Source organism: Aquabacterium lacunae (assembly GCF_004310865.1).
Classification (GTDB): Bacteria; Pseudomonadota; Gammaproteobacteria; order Burkholderiales; family Burkholderiaceae_C; genus Aquabacterium; species Aquabacterium lacunae.
This window is the reverse complement of record NZ_SIXI01000007.1, coordinates 1-16152: the sequence shown is the minus strand read 5'-3', so window position 1 is coordinate 16152 and position 16152 is coordinate 1. Positions and strand designations below refer to the sequence as shown.

At 67.2% G+C, this 16152-nt stretch carries 14 protein-coding genes and 3 tRNA genes; 15 read left to right on the top strand and 2 right to left on the bottom strand.

What is annotated here, in order from left to right; translation table 11 throughout:
- Positions 1 to 153: 153 nt before the first annotated feature.
- Positions 154 to 2448: an NADP-dependent malic enzyme gene (locus EYS42_RS14790; protein WP_130968971.1), complete on the bottom strand. Its 2295-nt coding sequence runs from the start codon at positions 2446 to 2448 to the stop codon at positions 154 to 156.
- A 163-nt stretch (positions 2449 to 2611) separates the two neighbouring features.
- Between EYS42_RS14790 and EYS42_RS14785 the strand changes: the two genes are divergently transcribed.
- The 3 genes from EYS42_RS14785 to gph all read left to right on the top strand — a co-directional run bounded on the left by EYS42_RS14785 (position 2612) and on the right by gph (position 4925).
- Entirely contained in the window at positions 2612 to 3061 is a 450-nt protein-coding gene (locus EYS42_RS14785) for an acyl-CoA thioesterase (protein ID WP_130968970.1), read from the top strand.
- 63 nt (positions 3062 to 3124) lie between these two features.
- Positions 3125 to 4162, top strand: a complete 1038-nt coding sequence (locus EYS42_RS14780) for an extracellular catalytic domain type 2 short-chain-length polyhydroxyalkanoate depolymerase (RefSeq protein WP_130968969.1) — start codon at positions 3125 to 3127, stop codon at positions 4160 to 4162.
- A gap of 37 nt (positions 4163 to 4199) precedes the next feature.
- Positions 4200 to 4925 carry a phosphoglycolate phosphatase gene (gene gph, locus EYS42_RS14775; RefSeq protein WP_425358908.1) on the top strand — a complete coding sequence of 242 codons (726 nt, stop codon included), beginning with the start codon at positions 4200 to 4202 and terminating at the stop codon, positions 4923 to 4925.
- A 75-nt stretch (positions 4926 to 5000) separates the two neighbouring features.
- Here gph and EYS42_RS14770 read toward each other — a convergent pair whose 3' ends face one another.
- Entirely contained in the window at positions 5001 to 5630 is a 630-nt protein-coding gene (locus EYS42_RS14770) for a chalcone isomerase family protein (RefSeq protein WP_165456805.1), read from the bottom strand.
- 331 nt (positions 5631 to 5961) lie between these two features.
- On the opposite strand from EYS42_RS14770, the gene trpE reads away from it, so the two are divergent.
- The 12 genes from trpE to EYS42_RS14710 all read left to right on the top strand — a co-directional run.
- Entirely contained in the window at positions 5962 to 7437 is a 1476-nt protein-coding gene (trpE, locus tag EYS42_RS14765; protein ID WP_130968966.1) for an anthranilate synthase component I, read from the top strand.
- Between the two features lie 266 nt (positions 7438 to 7703).
- The gene (locus EYS42_RS14760; RefSeq protein WP_245503659.1) at positions 7704 to 10067 is read left to right on the top strand and encodes a xanthine dehydrogenase family protein molybdopterin-binding subunit; all 2364 of its coding nucleotides are present in this window, start codon (positions 7704 to 7706) and stop codon (positions 10065 to 10067) included.
- Positions 10068 to 10103: 36 nt separating this feature from the next.
- On the top strand, positions 10104 to 10574 hold the full coding sequence (locus EYS42_RS14755) for a (2Fe-2S)-binding protein (RefSeq protein WP_130968965.1): 471 nt from the start codon (positions 10104 to 10106) through the stop codon (positions 10572 to 10574).
- Between the two features lie 13 nt (positions 10575 to 10587).
- Positions 10588 to 11625: an XdhC family protein gene (locus EYS42_RS14750; RefSeq protein ID WP_130968964.1), complete on the top strand. Its 1038-nt coding sequence runs from the start codon at positions 10588 to 10590 to the stop codon at positions 11623 to 11625.
- Between the two features lie 201 nt (positions 11626 to 11826).
- Positions 11827 to 12411 (top strand): aminodeoxychorismate/anthranilate synthase component II, encoded by a 585-nt coding sequence (locus EYS42_RS14745; RefSeq protein WP_130968963.1) that lies wholly within the window; start codon positions 11827 to 11829, stop codon positions 12409 to 12411.
- Between the two features lie 19 nt (positions 12412 to 12430).
- On the top strand, positions 12431 to 13471 hold the full coding sequence (gene trpD / locus EYS42_RS14740) for an anthranilate phosphoribosyltransferase (RefSeq protein ID WP_130968962.1): 1041 nt from the start codon (positions 12431 to 12433) through the stop codon (positions 13469 to 13471).
- A 23-nt stretch (positions 13472 to 13494) separates the two neighbouring features.
- On the top strand, positions 13495 to 14295 hold the full coding sequence (gene trpC / locus EYS42_RS14735; protein WP_130968961.1) for an indole-3-glycerol phosphate synthase TrpC: 801 nt from the start codon (positions 13495 to 13497) through the stop codon (positions 14293 to 14295).
- A 17-nt stretch (positions 14296 to 14312) separates the two neighbouring features.
- Positions 14313 to 15140 carry a uracil-DNA glycosylase gene (locus EYS42_RS14730; RefSeq protein WP_425358907.1) on the top strand — a complete coding sequence of 276 codons (828 nt, stop codon included), beginning with the start codon at positions 14313 to 14315 and terminating at the stop codon, positions 15138 to 15140.
- A 62-nt stretch (positions 15141 to 15202) separates the two neighbouring features.
- A tRNA-Tyr gene (locus EYS42_RS14725) sits at positions 15203 to 15288 on the top strand.
- Positions 15289 to 15344: 56 nt separating this feature from the next.
- Positions 15345 to 15418, top strand: a tRNA-Gly gene (locus EYS42_RS14720).
- Between the two features lie 125 nt (positions 15419 to 15543).
- Positions 15544 to 15618 (top strand) — tRNA-Thr (locus EYS42_RS14715).
- A gap of 53 nt (positions 15619 to 15671) precedes the next feature.
- Positions 15672 to 16152: GTP-binding protein (locus EYS42_RS14710; RefSeq protein ID WP_130968960.1), on the top strand; the 481-nt coding region annotated here is incomplete at its 3' end.

Below are 16152 nucleotides of genomic sequence, written 5' to 3'. Positions count from 1 at the left end.
CAGCTTGGCGCTCAAAATCGTGCGAATTCCGAAGCCGCAACTCTATAGAAACCCCCCCAAAAACTCAAGGCCCCGCAGGCTGCGATGACAGCATTGCGGGGCCTTTGGGCCGGGGCTTGACAAGTGGGCGTTCACCCACTTTGTCAGCGAAATTTAACGAATCGCGTTCGCGTCGGCCACGGTCATGGCGGTCATGTTGACGATGCGGCGCACCGTGGCCGAGGGCGTCAGGATGCACACCGGCTTGGCCGCACCCAGCAGCACGGGGCCCAGCGCGATGTTGTTGCCGGCGGCCACTTTCAGCAGGTTGTACGAGATGTTGGCCGCGTCGATGTTGGGGCACACCAGCAGGTTGGCCTCGCCACTCAGGGTGGTGCGGGGCATCAGTTCCTGGCGGTAGGCCTCGTCCAGGGCGGTGTCGCCGTGCATCTCGCCATCAATCTCCAGCCAGGGGGCCTGCTGCTGGATCAGGGCCAGGGCCTCGCGCATCTTCACGGCCGAGGGCTGGTTGCTCGATCCGAAATTCGAGTGCGACAGCAGGGCTGCCTTGGGGCGTTGGCCGAAGCGCATCATTTCCTCGGCGGCCATGATGGTGATCTCGGCCAGCTGCTCGGCGGTCGGGTCGTAGTTGATGTGCGTGTCCAGCAGGTTCACCGTGCGGCCCGGCAGGATCAGCCCGGTCATGGCCGCGTAGGTTTTGACGCCCGCGCGCTTGCCGATCACCTGGTCGATGTAGTGCAGGTGCAGCGAGGTGTTGCCCCAGGTGCCGCAGATCAGGCCATCCACCTCGCCCTTGTGCAGCAGCATCGAGCCGATCAGCGTCAGGCGGCGGCGCATTTCGATCTTGGCCATCTGCTGGGTCACGCCCTTGCGCTCGGTCAGCTCGTGGTAGGTCTGCCAGTACTCGCGGTAGCGGGGGTCGTGCTCGGTGCTGACCAGGTCGACGTCGATGCCGGGGCGCAGGCGCAGGCCGAAGCGCTCGATGCGCTGGGCGATCACGTCGCTGCGGCCCACCAGCACCGGGCGGGCCAGGTTTTCGTCGACCACGATCTGCGCGGCGCGCAGCACGCGCTCGTTTTCACCTTCCGCAAAGGCCACGCGCTTGTTCTTGGCGCGCTTGGCCACGCTGAAGATGGGCTTCATGGTGTTGCCCGAGGCGTACACGAAGCTCTGCAGCTTTTCCTTGTAGGCCGCCATGTCCGGCACCGGGCGGGTCGCCACGCCGGAGGCCACCGCAGCCTGAGCCACCGCGGGCGCGATCATGATCATCAGGCGCGGGTCGAACGGCTTGGGGATCAGATACTCGGGCCCGAAACTCAGGTTCGAGCCGGCGTAAGCGGCAGCCACCACCTCGTTCTGCTCGGCCTGGGCCAGCTCGGCAATGGCGTGCACGGCCGCGATCTCCATCTCGTCGGTGATGGTGGTCGCACCCGAATCCAGTGCGCCCCGGAAGATGTACGGGAAGCACAGGACGTTGTTGACCTGGTTGGGGAAGTCGGTGCGCCCGGTGGCCATGATGGCGTCGTCGCGCACGGCCTTGACCTCGTCCGGCAGGATCTCGGGGTTGGGGTTGGCTAACGCGAAGATCAGGGGTTTGGCGGCCATCTTGGCCACCATGTCGGCCTTGAGCACGCCGCCGGCGCTCAGGCCCAGGAAGATGTCGGCGCCCTCGATCACCTCGGCCAGCTTGCGCTGCTCGGTGGGCTGCGCGAACTGCGCCTTGTCCGGGTCCATCAGCTCGGTGCGGCCTTCGTAGACCACGCCGGCGAGGTCGGTCACCCAGATGTTTTCACGCGGCAGGCCCAGCTTGACCAGCAGCTGCAGGCAGGCCAGGGCGGCCGCACCGGCGCCCGACGTGACCAGCTTGACCTGCTTGATGTCCTTGCCGACCACCTTCAGACCGTTCAGCATGGCCGCACCCACCACGATGGCGGTGCCGTGCTGGTCGTCGTGGAAGACGGGGATCTTCATGCGCTCGCGCAGCTTGCGCTCGACGTAGAAGCAGTCGGGGGCCTTGATGTCTTCGAGGTTGATGCCGCCGAAGGTGGGCTCCAGGCTGGCGATGATCTCGACCAGCTTTTCCGGGTCTTTCTCGTTGATCTCGATGTCGAACACATCGATGTCGGAGAACTTCTTGAACAGGACGGCCTTGCCTTCCATCACGGGTTTGGCCGCCAGCGGGCCGATGTCGCCCAGGCCCAGCACGGCCGTGCCGTTGGTGATCACGGCCACCAGGTTGCCGCGGCTGGTGTACTTGAAGGCCGCGGCCGGGTTCTCGACGATTTCTTCGCAGGGCGCAGCCACGCCGGGCGAGTAGGCCAGCGCCAGGTCGCGCTGGTTGGTCAGTTGCTTGGTGGCACTGATGGCGAGCTTGCCGGGTGTGGGCAGCTCGTGGTACTCAAGCGCTGCCTTTTTGAGTTCAGCGCGTTTCTGTTCTGGCGTGGTCATGGGGTGGTTTGAGTGGCCTGAGGGAGCCATTGTAGGAAGTCAGCGCCGGGCGGTGGTGTGGATGTCCGCAATACGGGGTGGGCGTCAGGCCTACTTTGTACGCCAACATGCCTTTCAGCGACCTTTCAGTGCTGCGTGGGCCTCGGTGGCATGATCTGCCGCCATGAGCCTGCCTGACATCGCCTGGGACCACCCGGCCCCCTACACCGAGACGCTTGTGGTGCAGCCTGCCCACATCGACCTCATGCAGCACACCAACAACGTCAACTACCTGCAGTGGGTGGAAGACATGGCCTGGGCGCATTCCACGGCCCTGGGCCTGGGGCAGGCCGAGTACGCAGCCCTCGGCCATGGCATGGTGGTGCGCCAGCACGAGCTGAGCTACCTGCAGCCCACTCGCCTGGGCGACACCCTTGTGCGTGGCACCTGGCTGGTGGCCATCGACAAGCTCTCGCTGCACCGCCATCACCAGTTTGTGCGCGCCAGCGACGGCCAGACCGTGTTCCGCGCCCGCACGCACTATGTGTGCGTGGACATTGCGCAGGGCAAGGTGCGGCGCATGCCCGAGCCTTTCCTGCGCATTTACGGGGCGGCTGTGGTGCTGCAGAACTAGGGATTGTTGCGGCGCCGCATGCCGCCCACACTCTGCCGGAATCACATCACAGCGGGAGGGCGCATGCACAACAGGTCGTGGTGTTGGGGGTGGTTCGGTGCGCTTTTGCTGGCTTGCCTGCCTGTTGGCGCTGCGGTGCCGGCCCTGCCCCGCATGGGGGCCGATCTCAGCCAGACCACGGTGTCGGGGCTGTCTTCGGGGGCGTTCATGGCCGTTCAGTTGCAAGTGGCCTTTTCCTCACGCATTGCAGGCGTCGGTGTGGTGGCCGGTGGGCCGTATTACTGCGCACTGAATTCGGTGTTCTTCACCTGGCAGTGCATGGGGCAGAACCCTTTGTTGCCGCCCAATGCGAGCCTTCGGGCTGGCTTTGCCAGAGACCGCGCCGCGGATGGACGCATCGACCCTTTGGAGCATCTGACAGCCCGGCGTGTTTATGTCTACAGCGGCACGCGAGACAACATCGTGCGGCCCCTTGCCGTGGATGCAACCGTGGCCTTCTTCGAGGAGGTCGGGGTGCCGACCGCGCATCTGCGCTACGTCAACGACATTCCCTCGGGCCACGCGCTGATCACAACCGGGCAGGGGCGTGATTGCGCCGACAACGCCTCGCCATACATCAATCACTGTCAGGTGCAAGGGCAAGCCTATGACCAGGCCGGTGACCTGCTCACGCATTTGCTGGGCACACTGCAGCCGCCCTCGGCGCAGGCCCAGGGCAACTTGCTGAAGTTTCGGCAACGTGGTTTCGCCCCCGCGTCTTCGTCCATGGCCGCTGCCGCTTACCTTTACGTGCCGCCAGCATGTCAGCCTGTGGGCTCGCGATGCCGCGTTCATGTCGCGCTTCATGGGTGTGCGCAGTCGGTGACGAAGGTCGGGGAGGTTTTCTTGCGCGACACGGGGTACAACCGCTGGGCGGACACCAACCGCATTCTGGTGCTGTACCCGCAGGTCGATGCGCTCGAGCCACGCAACCCGCAGGGCTGCTGGGACTGGTGGGGATACACCGACAGCCGCTATGCCGACAAGGCCGGGGTACAACCTCGGGCGATCATGGCCATGGTCAGGCGCCTGGGATTGCGCCGTCCCGGGGACGATTTCTGAGAACATCGCGGGCTTGTTCCGCGTCGCTCTCAGCGTGATCACCGTGAATCTACACCGACAGCTTTCTGCCATCCCCGCCCGCGCCGTCATCGTCGACCTCGACGGCACCATGGTCGACACCCTGGGCGATTTCGTCGTCGTGCTGCAGCACACCCTGGCCGACATGGGGTGCCACCCGGTCGAGATCGCGCGGGTCGATCGTGCCTTCCTGGAGCTCACGGTGGGCAAGGGCACCGAAGACCTGCTGCGCCGCAGCCTGGCCCATGCCTGGGGCCTGCCGGATGACGATGCCGAGGTGGCCGCCCAGGTGCCGCAAGCCTGGCGGCACTACCAGGGCCACTACCAGCGCCTCAATGGCCAGCATGCCGATGTGTTTCCCGGTGTGGCCGAAGGCTTGGCCCAGCTGGCCGCCCTGGGCCTGCCCATGGCCTGCCTGACCAACAAGCCCACGGCCTTTGCCGAGCAGCTGCTGCAGCTCAAGGGCCTGCGCGGGCATTTCGCCTGCGTGTTCGGGGGCGATGCCTTCGAGCGCAAGAAGCCCGACCCGCTGCCCCTGCTCAAGACCTGCGAAGCGCTGGGCGTGGCCCCGGCCGACACCGTGATGGTGGGCGATTCCAGCAACGACGCCCAGGCCGCCACCGCCGCCGGCTGTGGCGTGGTGCTGGTGCGCTATGGCTACAACCATGGCCACCCGATCGACGAGGTGCCGGCGCTGGCCCATGTCGATCGCATGGACCAGATCGAATGGCAGGTGCGAACCTGATTCCGCGCCCGGCATGGGGCCTCCGGCATGAAAAAAGGCCCCTCGGGGCCTTTTTTCAGTGGGGCGACGCAGCGCTCATTCCAGCGCGTCGAGCAGCGGCGCGGGCTTGAAGTCGAGCAGGGCGTCTTTCAGGTCCTGGCTGGTGGGGTTCTTGCCCAGCCACACCTTCAGGATGGCGTTGTAGAAATCCTGCTGGCCGATCGGCAGGCCCGCGGGCTGGCCGTTCACATAGAACACGGTGCCACGGCGTGGCACGTACTCGATCACCACGTTGTCGCCCGGGCTCATGCGGCGCAGCTTCGAGAAGGTGCGGCCCATGTCCACGGTGGACGGGATCAGGCGCATGAACTCGTCGCGCGGGCTGTTGGCCTCGATGCCACGGGCGATCAGCTTGCCCAGCTCGTCGATGCGCATGGGCACGAGCATCACGAACTTCAGCTGCTTGGGGCCGTCCATGCGCAGCACGTCTTCGGCCTTGCTGGCCTTGCGCTTGGTGTACAGGCCCACGGTATAGACCTTCTGCAGCGCCTTGTAGCTCAAGCCCGAGCCATTGAGCTGCAGAGGTTGGCCCTCCACCTTCACGGTGGCGTCGTAGTGCACCCCGGCGATGTCGGTGTTGCCGGCCGCTGCCAGGCCGTTGAAACCCAACCCCAAGGTCAGGGCGATCAGGCCTGCGGCGCCCAGTCGCTGAAAGCTGCGTGTCATTGTCTCTTCCATTGGTGAGGGCCCGTCAGTGAAATGCTTGGTGTTATGCGTTGGCCATCACTCGCATTAAGTAACCCCATGTTACATGCGGCCCCGATTTCACCTCTCAGTATCTACCCCCGGAAATCTGTCACAAAGTGGGCCCTGATACACTCATCTGCATGTTTCTGCCGCGCAAGTTCACCAAAGGTTGCAACGACCGGGGGGCCTGGCCCTGGCGTCGCGGCGTGTTGCGACAGCCCGCCTGATTCCGCTTTGCGGCATGCGGGCACCCCTCCCGCCCCCACATCCTGAAGGCAGGGCCATGCGGCCCCTGCTGGAGCGCCTGAACATGATTTCCCTGGACCAATTCAAGGCCCTGGCCGCCGAAGGCCACCACCGCATCCCCCTGGTCGCTCAGGCCCTGGCCGACCTGGACACCCCGCTGTCGCTGTACCTCAAGCTCACGCAGGGCCAGCCCTTGAGCTTCCTGCTCGAATCGGTGGTGGGCGGTGAGCGTTTTGGCCGTTATTCCTTCGTGGGCCTGCCCGCCCGCACCCTGGTGCGCGCCACCGGGCACCATGTCGAGGTGGTCACCGACGGCCAGGTGGTCGAGACCTTCGAGGGCAACCCGCTCGACTTCATCGCCCAGTACCAGCAGCGCTTCAAGGTGGCCGTGCCCCAGGGGCTGCCGCGTTTCATTGGCGGCCTCGCCGGTTACTTTGGTTACGACACGGTACGTTTCATCGAGCCCCGGTTGGCGAAAACCCACAAAACCGGCGGCATCGGCACGCCCGACATCCTGCTGCTGCAGTGCGAAGAGCTGGCCGTCATCGACAAGCTGTCTGACCGGCTGTTCCTGATCGTCTATGCCGACCCGGCTCAGCCGCAGGCCTACGAGCGTGCCCAGGCCCGCCTGGCCGCCTTGCAGGCGCAACTCAAGCAGGGCTACAGCGTGCCGTCCACCGAAGCCACCGAGGCCCACCCGGTGCAGCGTCACTTCGACAAGGCCGATTTCGAGGCCGCCGTGCTGCGCTGCAAGGACTACATCGCCGCGGGTGACTGCATGCAGGTCGTGATCGGCCAGCGCCTGGAAAAGCGCTTCACCGCCTCGCCGCTGAGCCTGTACCGCGCGCTGCGCTCGCTCAACCCCAGCCCCTACATGTACTACTACGACATGGGCGACCACCAGATCGTGGGCTCCAGCCCCGAGATCCTGGTGCGCCAGGAGCGGGTGGACGAAGGCGAGAAGATCACCGTGCGCCCCATTGCCGGCACCCGCCCGCGGGGCGCCACCCCCGAGCAGGACGTGGCCCACGAGCACGAGCTGCTGGCCGACCCGAAAGAGCGGGCCGAGCACGTCATGCTGATCGACCTGGCCCGCAACGACATCGGCCGCATCGCCAAGACCGGCACGGTCAAGGTGACCGAAGCCTTCGGCATTGAGCGCTATTCGCATGTCATGCACATCGTCAGCAACGTCGAAGGCCTGCTGAAAGACGGCATGAGCCCGCTCGACGTGCTGCGCGCCAGCTTCCCGGCCGGCACGCTCAGCGGTGCGCCCAAGATCCGCGCCATGGAAATCATCGACGAGCTCGAGCCCGTGCAGCGGGGCATCTACGGCGGCGCCGTGGGCTACCTGAGCTTTGCGGGCGACATGGACGTGGCCATTGCCATCCGCACGGGGGTCATCAAGGACCAGACCCTGTACGTGCAGGCTGGGGCCGGCGTGGTGGCCGATTCGGTGCCCGAACTGGAGTGGAAGGAAACCGAGGCCAAGGCCCGTGCCGTGATGCGTGCGGCCGAGATGGTCGAGCAGGGGCTCTGAACCCCGCCCTGATTTCTTCTGTCGCCATTTGTCGCGTTCGTGGCGCGATCTGTCTGCAAGCCCCTCCGCCCGGTGGGGCTTGTGTGTTTTCAGGGGCACACGCCAGCGTGCGAAACCGCACGCGGTGGCATGGTGCGGCGCACCAGTTCGTGACGCTGCGCACGCCCTGCGATTGTTTGTTCAGACCCCCTGAATGACCGCTCGATACATTCCGTAACCTTCCGGTCACGCTGCATGGGCAGCACTGACCGACGGAGGTTGGCGCGATGAACGAGCGAGACACCGAGCAGGCCGAGGGCCCGCTTGCCGAGGGCGATGCACCGACGGGCCTCACCCGCCGCACCCTGCTGACCTACGCCCTGAGCGCACCGGTCATGACCATGGCCGCGGGGCTGGCCCTGCCCACCGAGGCCCAGGCGGCTTTGCCCCTCACGCCCCCCGATACCACCGACTTCTACGACCTGGGTGACGCCGTCACGCAGGCGGCTCTGCCCACCATGCCGCTGGTCAAGCTGCAGGTCACGCCGCAGAACCGCGTGCTGTTCGAGCTGCCGCGGCTGGAGTCGGGGCAGGGCATCAACACGGCCCTGGCCATGATGATCGCCGAGGAGATGGACGTGCCGCTGTCCCAGGTGGATGTGGTGCTGTCCGACATGCGGCCCGAACTGGTGTTCAACCAGCTCACCGGGGGCTCGACCACGGTGCGCAGCTTTGCCGGGGTGTTGCCCCTGCTGGCCGCCAAGGCCCGTGCCCGCCTGGTGGCCGCAGCCGCCGCCCAGCTGAACGTGGGCGCCTCGACGCTGATCACGGTCAATGGCTCGGTGGTCGCGCCCGACGGCCGCCGGCTCACCTACGGCGCGCTCACGCTGGCCGCCTCGCTGATCCCGCCGCCGCTCGACGTGCGCCCCAAGAACCCGGGCCAGTACAAGGTGATCGGCAAGGCCGCCCGCCGCCTGGACGCGCTGGACATCGTCACCGGCAAGAAGCAGTTCACCCTGGACCTGCCGGTGCCCAACGCCAAGCCCACCATGGTGCGCCGCCCGCCCACGCTGCTGGGCACGGTGGTCCGCGTGAACAACCTGGCCGCGGTCAAGGCCATGCCCGGGGTGATCGGGGTGTGCGTGCTGCCCAAGGGCGGCGCCGTCACGCCCATTCCGCCCGGCGTGGCGGTCATGGCCGAAACCTTCGGCCAGGCCTGGGATGCGGTCAATGCGCTCGACGTCACCTGGGGCGCCGGCACCATCGACGCCGACAACAACGACACCATCACGGCCAAGCTCAAGAAGGCCGTGCCGCCCATGCTGAACCTGCCATCGCTGGGTTCGGTGGTGGTCGAGGGCGAGTTCGAAATGGCGCCGCTCAGCCACGCGCCCCTGGAAACCGATTGCGCCATTGCCGATGTGCGCACCGACGGCAACGGCAAGGTCGTGGGGTGTGAAATCTGGGCCGGCATGCAGTCGCCCATTGCCGCGGCCCAGTCGGTGGCGCTCGACCTGGGCCTGTCGCCCCTGGCGGTGAAGGCGCACGTGCTGCCCTCGGGCGGCTCCTTTGGCCGCCGGCTGTTCTGGGACCCGGTGCAGCAGGCTGCGCAGGTGTCGAAGTTGCTGGGTCGGCCCTGCAAGCTCATGTACCACCGCGCCGACGACATGCGCCATGGCCGCGGCCGCCCGGCGCAGTACCACCGCATCCGGGCCACGGCCGTGGCCGGGCAGGTGGTGTCGGTCGACCACCGCATCGCCAGCCCGCGTCTGGACACCCGCCACGGTTTCGGTGACCTGCTCAGCGCCGTGGCCACGGCGGCGCCCGCCATCGTCCAGCAGTCGTTGGGCAATCTGGCGGTTGAAGAGGCCCTGTTCAAGACCATGGTGTCCTCGCCCTACAACTTCGGCGTGGCCAACAAGTTGCTGCTGCCCCAGCCCATCATCATGAACACGGGCTCGTACCGCTCGGTGCACATCCAGCCCGCACGCCTGGTCGAGGAAGTCATCGTCGACGAGATGGCCAAGGCCCTGCGGCAAGACCCTTACGCCTTCCGCATGCGCCTGTTGCGCCAGGCACGCGCCAAGGCGGTGCTCAAGGCCGTGGCCGAAGCCGGGCAGTGGGGCAAGGCCATGCCCAAAGGCTTTGCCCAGGGCATTGCCGTGCACCAGGAAACCCGCGCCTACACGGCCTGCCTGGTCGAACTCGACGCCCGGCCCGCCATCGCAGGCACAGGGCCGGCCCTGGTCACCCGGGCGGTCATTGCCATCGACGTGGGCGTGCCCATCAACCCCAGTGGCATCGACGCTCAGGTGCAGGGGGCGCTGGCCGAATCCATCTCCATCGTGCTCAGCGCCGGCTTGCACATCCGCAACGGCCTGCCGCTGGAAGGCAGCTATTCGCAGTACCACTACGGCCGCATCAACAGCTATCCCAAACAGGTGCAGGTGATCCAGATGCCTGCCAACGGCGAAGCCATCGGTGGCCTGGGCGAGGTCGGGCTGTCGGCCTCCAGCGGCGCCATCGCCAATGCCTATGCCCGCGCCACCGGCACGAAGGTGCGCAAGTTCCCCTTGTTCTTCCCGGTGGACTTCACGCCCTTCCCGCCGGGCAAGCTGCCCGAGCGCCTGAAGTTGCCCCTGCCGAACTGACCCTGCCCCCCCCGATCCCGCACCGAGGAGTCCCACATGCCCACACAGAACCTCACCGTCAATGGCAAGCAGGTGTCGGTCGACGCCCCCGACGACATGGCCCTGCTCTGGGTGCTGCGCGACAAGCTCGGCATCACCGGGCCCAAGTACGGCTGCGGCATCAACGTGTGCAAAGCCTGCACCTGCCATGTCAACGGCAAAGCCTTCACGCCATGCTCCACCACGGTTGCCACCGTGCGCGGCCAGCACATCACCACCATCGAGGGGTTGGCACCCAACGGGCAGCTGCACCCTGTGCAGCAGGCCTGGCTCGACCTCGACGTGTCGCAGTGCGGTTTCTGTCAGCCTGGACAGATCATGGCGGCGGTGGCGCTGCTGAACCGCAACCCCAACCCGACCGACGCCGAGATCGACGCGCTCGACAACGTGTGCCGTTGCGGCACCTACGGGCGCATCCGCGCAGCCATCAAGCTGGCCGCCTCGCGCATGGCCGGCGCCGCCCGCTGAAACAGGTTCGGCCATGGAAAGCCTCGACCTGCAGGTGCTCGACGCCGTGCTGCGCTGGCACACCCAGGGGCGCCGCTTTGCCCTGGTCACCGTGGCCCAGACCTGGGGCTCGGCTCCTCGGCAGCCTGGCGCCTGGCTGGCCATCTGTGACGACGGCCGCGTGCAAGGCTCCGTCTCAGGGGGATGCATCGAAGACGACCTGATCGACCGGGTGCGCCGGGGCGAGCTGGCCCACCACGGCGCGACGCCCGAATGCGTCACCTACGGCGGCCACCGCGAGGCCAACCACCGCTTCGGCCTGCCCTGCGGCGGCACCCTGGCGCTGGTGGTGGAGTCTTGCCCCGACCTGGCCAGCCTGCTTCACCTGCAGGCCGGCATCCGCGAGGGGCGCCGCATGTGCCGCCGCATCGACCTGGCGAGCGGCACCGTGCAGGTGCTCGACGCCACAGGCACCCCCGAGGTGCAGTGGGACGGCCGGGTGCTGGCCACCACCCATGGCCCCAGCTGGCGCCTGCTGCTCATTGGCGCCAACCCGGTGGCGCGCTGCCTCGTGCCCATCGCCCACAGCCTGGGCTTTGCCGTGAGCGTGTGCGATCCGCGCGAGGAATACCATGCCGAGTGGGACCTGGCCCAGGCCCCCTGGCTGCCCGGCATGCCCGACGACGTGGTCGTGGCCCAGCGCCCGGACGCCAACCTGGCCGTCGTGGCGCTCACGCACGACCCCAAGCTCGACGACATGGCCTTGCTGGAGGCCCTGCGCTCGCCCGCCTTCTACGTGGGCGCCCTGGGCTCGCAGGTCAACAGCCAGGCCCGCCGTGACCGGCTGCGCCGCCATTTCGACCTCAGCGAGGCCGAGGTGGGCCGTCTGCACGGCCCCATCGGCGTGCCGATCGGCAGCCGCACCCCCGCCGAGATCGCCGTGTCGATCGCGGCAGAACTGGTGTCGGCCCGCCAGCGCAGCCGCCAGGGCCTGCCCGAGCTGGCCGCGCCCGAACAACGGGGCTGGCCCGCCCCCGCGGCCGCCCGAAGCACCGGCTGCACCTTGGCATGACCCGGCCCTGAGCAGGCACGCCCCTGGGGGGCGATAATGTGGCAACCATCATGTGTTGCCACCGTTTTGCCGTGTTGCCCCTTGCGATCCTGAACAGCCCTCACCGTGGCGGTGAGTCGTGGCGATGGCGCCGCTTGTGTCTGCACTGAGTGCACACCCCGCGCCCCGCAACCCCCTCCTGGCCCGACTGAGGAATCCGCCATGCTGCTCATGATCGACAACTACGACAGCTTCACCTTCAACCTGGTGCAGTACTTCTGCGAACTCGGTGAAGAGGTGAAGGTCGTCCGCAACGACGAAATCACCCTCGACGAGATCGCTGCCCTGCGGCCCGACCGCCTGGTGCTGTCGCCCGGGCCCTGCTCGCCCGCCGAGGCCGGCATCTGCGTGCCCGCACTGCAGCGCTTCACCGGCCAGCTGCCCATCCTGGGCGTGTGCCTGGGCCACCAGAGCATCGGCGCGGCCCTGGGTGGCAAGGTGGTGCGTGCCCAGGTGCAGATGCACGGCAAGACCGCCGTCATCCACACCGACCAGAAGGGCGTGTACGCCGGCCTGCCGGCCGATTTCACCGTGATCCGCTACCACTCGCTGGCCATCGAGCGCGCCACCTTGCCCGATTGCCTGGAGATCACCTCCACCACCGACGACGGCGAGATCATGGGCGTGCGCCACAAGGGCCCGCAGACCGACCAGAACTTCGCCCCGCTGGAAGGTGTGCAGTTCCACCCCGAGTCCATCCTGACCGAGCACGGCCACGCCATGCTCAAGAACTTCCTGACCATGTGACCCACGCAAGGCCCACGTCATGAGCACCATCAGCGACAAGGACGCCCTGCAGCGCGTCATCGAGCACCGCGAAATCTTCCACGACGAGATGCTGAGCGTCATGCGCCGCATCATGCAGGGCGAGATGTCGCCCGTCACCATGGCCGCCCTGATCACCGGCCTGCGCGTCAAGAAGGAAACCGTGGGTGAAATCGCGGCCGCCGCCCAGGTCATGCGCGAGTTCGCCACCCCGGTGGCCGTGGCCGACACCACCCACCTGGTCGATCTGTGCGGCACGGGCGGTGACGGCGCCCACACCTTCAACATCTCCACCACGGCCATGTTCGTGGCCGCCGCCGCCGGGGCCCGCGTGGCCAAGCACGGCGGGCGCAGCGTCTCGTCCAGCACCGGCAGTGCCGACGTGCTCGAAGCCCTGGGCGCCTACATCAACCTGAATCCCGAGCAGGTGGCCCAAAGCCTGCAAACCACCGGCATCGGCTTCATGTTCGCGCCCAACCACCACGGCGCCATGAAGCATGCCGCGCCCGTGCGCAAAGAGCTGGGCGTGCGCACCCTGTTCAACATCCTGGGGCCGCTCACCAACCCGGCGGGCGCGCCCAACCAGCTCATGGGCGTCTTCCACCGTGACCTGGTCGGCATCCAGGCCCGCGTGCTGCAGCGCCTGGGCTCTGAACGCGTGCTGATCGTGCACGGCTGCGACGGCCTCGACGAGATCACCCTGGCCGGCGACACCCACGTGGCCGAGCTGCGCGACGGCGAAGTGCGCGAGTACACCATTCGCCCCGAGCAGTTCGGGCTGGCCGTGCACGACGGCTCGGCCCTGCGCGTGAGCAACCCGCAGGCCTCGGTCGACGCCGCCCGCCGCGTGCTCGACAACCAGAGCGGCCCCGCCCGCGACATCGTGCTGTTCAACGCCGGTGCCGCGCTGTACGTGGCGGGTGTGGCCGAGTCCCTGGCCGATGGCATCGAGCGTGCCCGCGCGGCCCTGGCCAGTGGCGCCGCGGCCGAGCGCCTGTACCAGTTCGTGCAAACCACGCAATCGTTCAAGCCCACCGCCTGAGCCCCGCGCCGAAAGCCTTTCCCATGTCCGACATCCTCCAGAAAATCGTCGCGGTCAAGCACCAGGAAGTTGCTGCGGCCTTGCAGCGCCAGTCGCTGGCCAGCGTGCGCGAAGCCGCCGAGGCCCGCAACCGCGAACAGGCCGACCTGCGTGATTTCGCCGGCGCGCTGCGCGCCAAAGTGGCCGCCGGCCAGGCCGCCGTCATCGCCGAAATCAAGAAAGCCAGCCCCAGCAAGGGCGTCATGCGCGACCCCTTCGTGCCCGCCGAGATCGCCGCCAGCTACGCCCGGCACGGTGCCGCCTGCCTCAGCGTGCTGACCGACGAGCAGTTCTTCCAGGGCCATGCCAGCTACCTGCAGCAGGCCCGTGCCGCCTGCCCGCTGCCCGTGCTGCGCAAGGATTTCATGGTCGACGCCTACCAGGTGTACGAAGCCCGCGCCATGGGCGCCGACTGCATCTTGCTGATCGCCGCCTGCCTGTCGGATGCCCAGATGGCCGACCTGGAAGCCTGCGCCCACAGCCTGGGCCTGGCCGTGCTGGTGGAAGTGCACGACGGCGAAGAACTCGACCGTGCCTTGAGGCTCAAGACCCCGCTGGTCGGCATCAACAACCGCAACCTGCGCACCTTCGACGTCACGCTCGACACCACGCTGGGCCTGCTCGACCGCGTGCCGGCCGACCGCCTGCTGGTCACCGAAAGCGGCATCCTGGGCGCAGCCGATGTGCAGCGCATGCGCGCCGCCGATGTGCACGCCTTCCTGGTGGGCGAGGCCTTCATGCGCCAGCCCGATCCGGGCCTGGCCCTGGCCGAGCTGTTCGCCTGAGCAGCGCCCCGGTGTCGCTGTTCCCTGAACTGGAGCCCTTGCCCGACAGGGCCGGCCGCTCCCCGCGCAAGGCGGCCCCACCTGGCCCGCAGCCCACGCCCGACAACCGGCTGCAGGGCCCTCTGCAGGCCCAGTTCGATGCCGTGCCGCCCACATCGGGCTGGCGCGCCCTGCTGGATCCTTTCGTCGCCAGCCCCGAGGGCCAGGCCCTTGTGCGGCGAGTTGACGCGGCCGTGGCCGCCGGCCTGCTCATCTACCCGGCCCAGGTGTTTGCGGCCCTGCAGCGCACGCCACGCCAGCAGGTGAGGGTGGTCATCCTGGGGCAAGACCCGTACCACGGCCCCGGCCAGGCCGAGGGCCTGAGCTTTTCGGTGCCGCCGGGCCTGGCCATTCCGCCCAGCCTGCGCAACATCCGCAAGGAGATCGCCCGCGATCTGGGCCTGCCGGCGCCCGCGCACGGCCACCTGGGCGACTGGGCCGACGCCGGCGTGCTGCTGCTCAACACCGTGCTCACGGTGCAGGCCGAACAGGCCGCCAGCCATGCCGGCTGGGGCTGGGAGCGCCTGACCGACCAGCTCATGCAGGCCGTGGCCGCTGACCCGGGCCCCAAGGTGTTCATGCTGTGGGGCGCCCACGCGCAGCGCAAGCGCGCAGGCATCGAACAGGCCCGCGCCGCCAGTGGCCATGCCGCCACTGACCTGCTGGTGCTGCAAAGCAACCACCCCTCGCCCCTGTCGGCCACGCGCCCGCCAGCGCCCTTTGTGGGCAACGGGCACTTCGGGCAGGCCCAACGCTTCCTGGCCGAGCGAGGCGTGTCACTGGGCTGGGCGCTGCAAGATTTTTGAAGAAATTTTCAGCGAGGCTTGAAAAAGCCAAAAACACTGTGCTACAGTAGCGTTCTTGCCTTGGAGGGGTGCCCGAGTGGCTAAAGGGGGCAGACTGTAAATCTGTTGGCTAACGCCTACGCTGGTTCGAATCCAGCCTCCTCCACCAGGCAACACCGGGGTCCTTACCAGGCCCGGCGCGCTGTGTCAGTGAAACACTCCCGGGCGGGAGTAGTTCAATGGTAGAACCTTAGCCTTCCAAGCTAATGACGCGGGTTCGATTCCCGTCTCCCGCTCCAGGCTCGAGGTTGTCGCCAAACTGTCACGCAAGGCGTGCTAGAATCAAAATCTTCGCGGTTTTCTCTGTGGTACCCGCGGTCGATACCGGTGTGTGCAGGTTTTGCGTGCACACACCTGTGTCGATGCCCATGTGGCTCAGTGGTAGAGCACCCCCTTGGTAAGGGGGAGGTCGGCAGTTCGATCCTGCCCATGGGCACCACAATCTTCCCCATCTGAATCTTCTGAGCTCATTCGAAAGCTGGAGTGCGCATCATGGCAAAAGGCAAGTTTGAACGGACCAAGCCGCACGTGAACGTGGGCACCATCGGTCACGTGGACCACGGCAAGACCACCCTGACGGCTGCGATCGCCACTGTGCTGTCGAAGAAGTTCGGCGGCGAAGCCAAGGCGTACGACCAGATCGACGCAGCGCCTGAAGAAAAGGCCCGCGGCATCACCATCAACACCGCTCACGTCGAGTACGAAACGGCCAACCGCCACTACGCTCACGTGGACTGCCCCGGTCACGCCGACTACGTCAAGAACATGATCACCGGTGCCGCCCAGATGGACGGCGCCATTCTGGTGTGCTCGGCCGCTGACGGCCCGATGCCCCAGACCCGTGAACACATCCTGCTGTCGCGCCAAGTGGGCGTGCCGTACATCCTGGTCTTCCTGAACAAGGCTGACATGGTGGACGACGCCGAACTGCTGGAACTGGTCGAAATGGAAGTGCGCGAGCTGCTGTCCAAGT

Bases quoted from the DNA above. Each gene is read 5' to 3' on its own strand.
- EYS42_RS14790 (WP_130968971.1), bottom strand. From the start codon at position 2,448: ATGACCACGCCAGAACAGAAACGCGCTGAACTCAAAAAGGCAGCGCTT.
- EYS42_RS14785 (WP_130968970.1), top strand. From the start codon at position 2,612: ATGAGCCTGCCTGACATCGCCTGGGACCACCCGGCCCCCTACACCGAG.
- EYS42_RS14780 (WP_130968969.1), top strand. From the start codon at position 3,125: ATGCACAACAGGTCGTGGTGTTGGGGGTGGTTCGGTGCGCTTTTGCTG.
- EYS42_RS14770 (WP_165456805.1), bottom strand. From the start codon at position 5,630: ATGACACGCAGCTTTCAGCGACTGGGCGCCGCAGGCCTGATCGCCCTG.
- trpE (WP_130968966.1), top strand. From the start codon at position 5,962: ATGATTTCCCTGGACCAATTCAAGGCCCTGGCCGCCGAAGGCCACCAC.
- EYS42_RS14760 (WP_245503659.1), top strand. From the start codon at position 7,704: ATGAACGAGCGAGACACCGAGCAGGCCGAGGGCCCGCTTGCCGAGGGC.
- EYS42_RS14755 (WP_130968965.1), top strand. From the start codon at position 10,104: ATGCCCACACAGAACCTCACCGTCAATGGCAAGCAGGTGTCGGTCGAC.
- EYS42_RS14750 (WP_130968964.1), top strand. From the start codon at position 10,588: ATGGAAAGCCTCGACCTGCAGGTGCTCGACGCCGTGCTGCGCTGGCAC.
- EYS42_RS14745 (WP_130968963.1), top strand. From the start codon at position 11,827: ATGCTGCTCATGATCGACAACTACGACAGCTTCACCTTCAACCTGGTG.
- trpD (WP_130968962.1), top strand. From the start codon at position 12,431: ATGAGCACCATCAGCGACAAGGACGCCCTGCAGCGCGTCATCGAGCAC.
- trpC (WP_130968961.1), top strand. From the start codon at position 13,495: ATGTCCGACATCCTCCAGAAAATCGTCGCGGTCAAGCACCAGGAAGTT.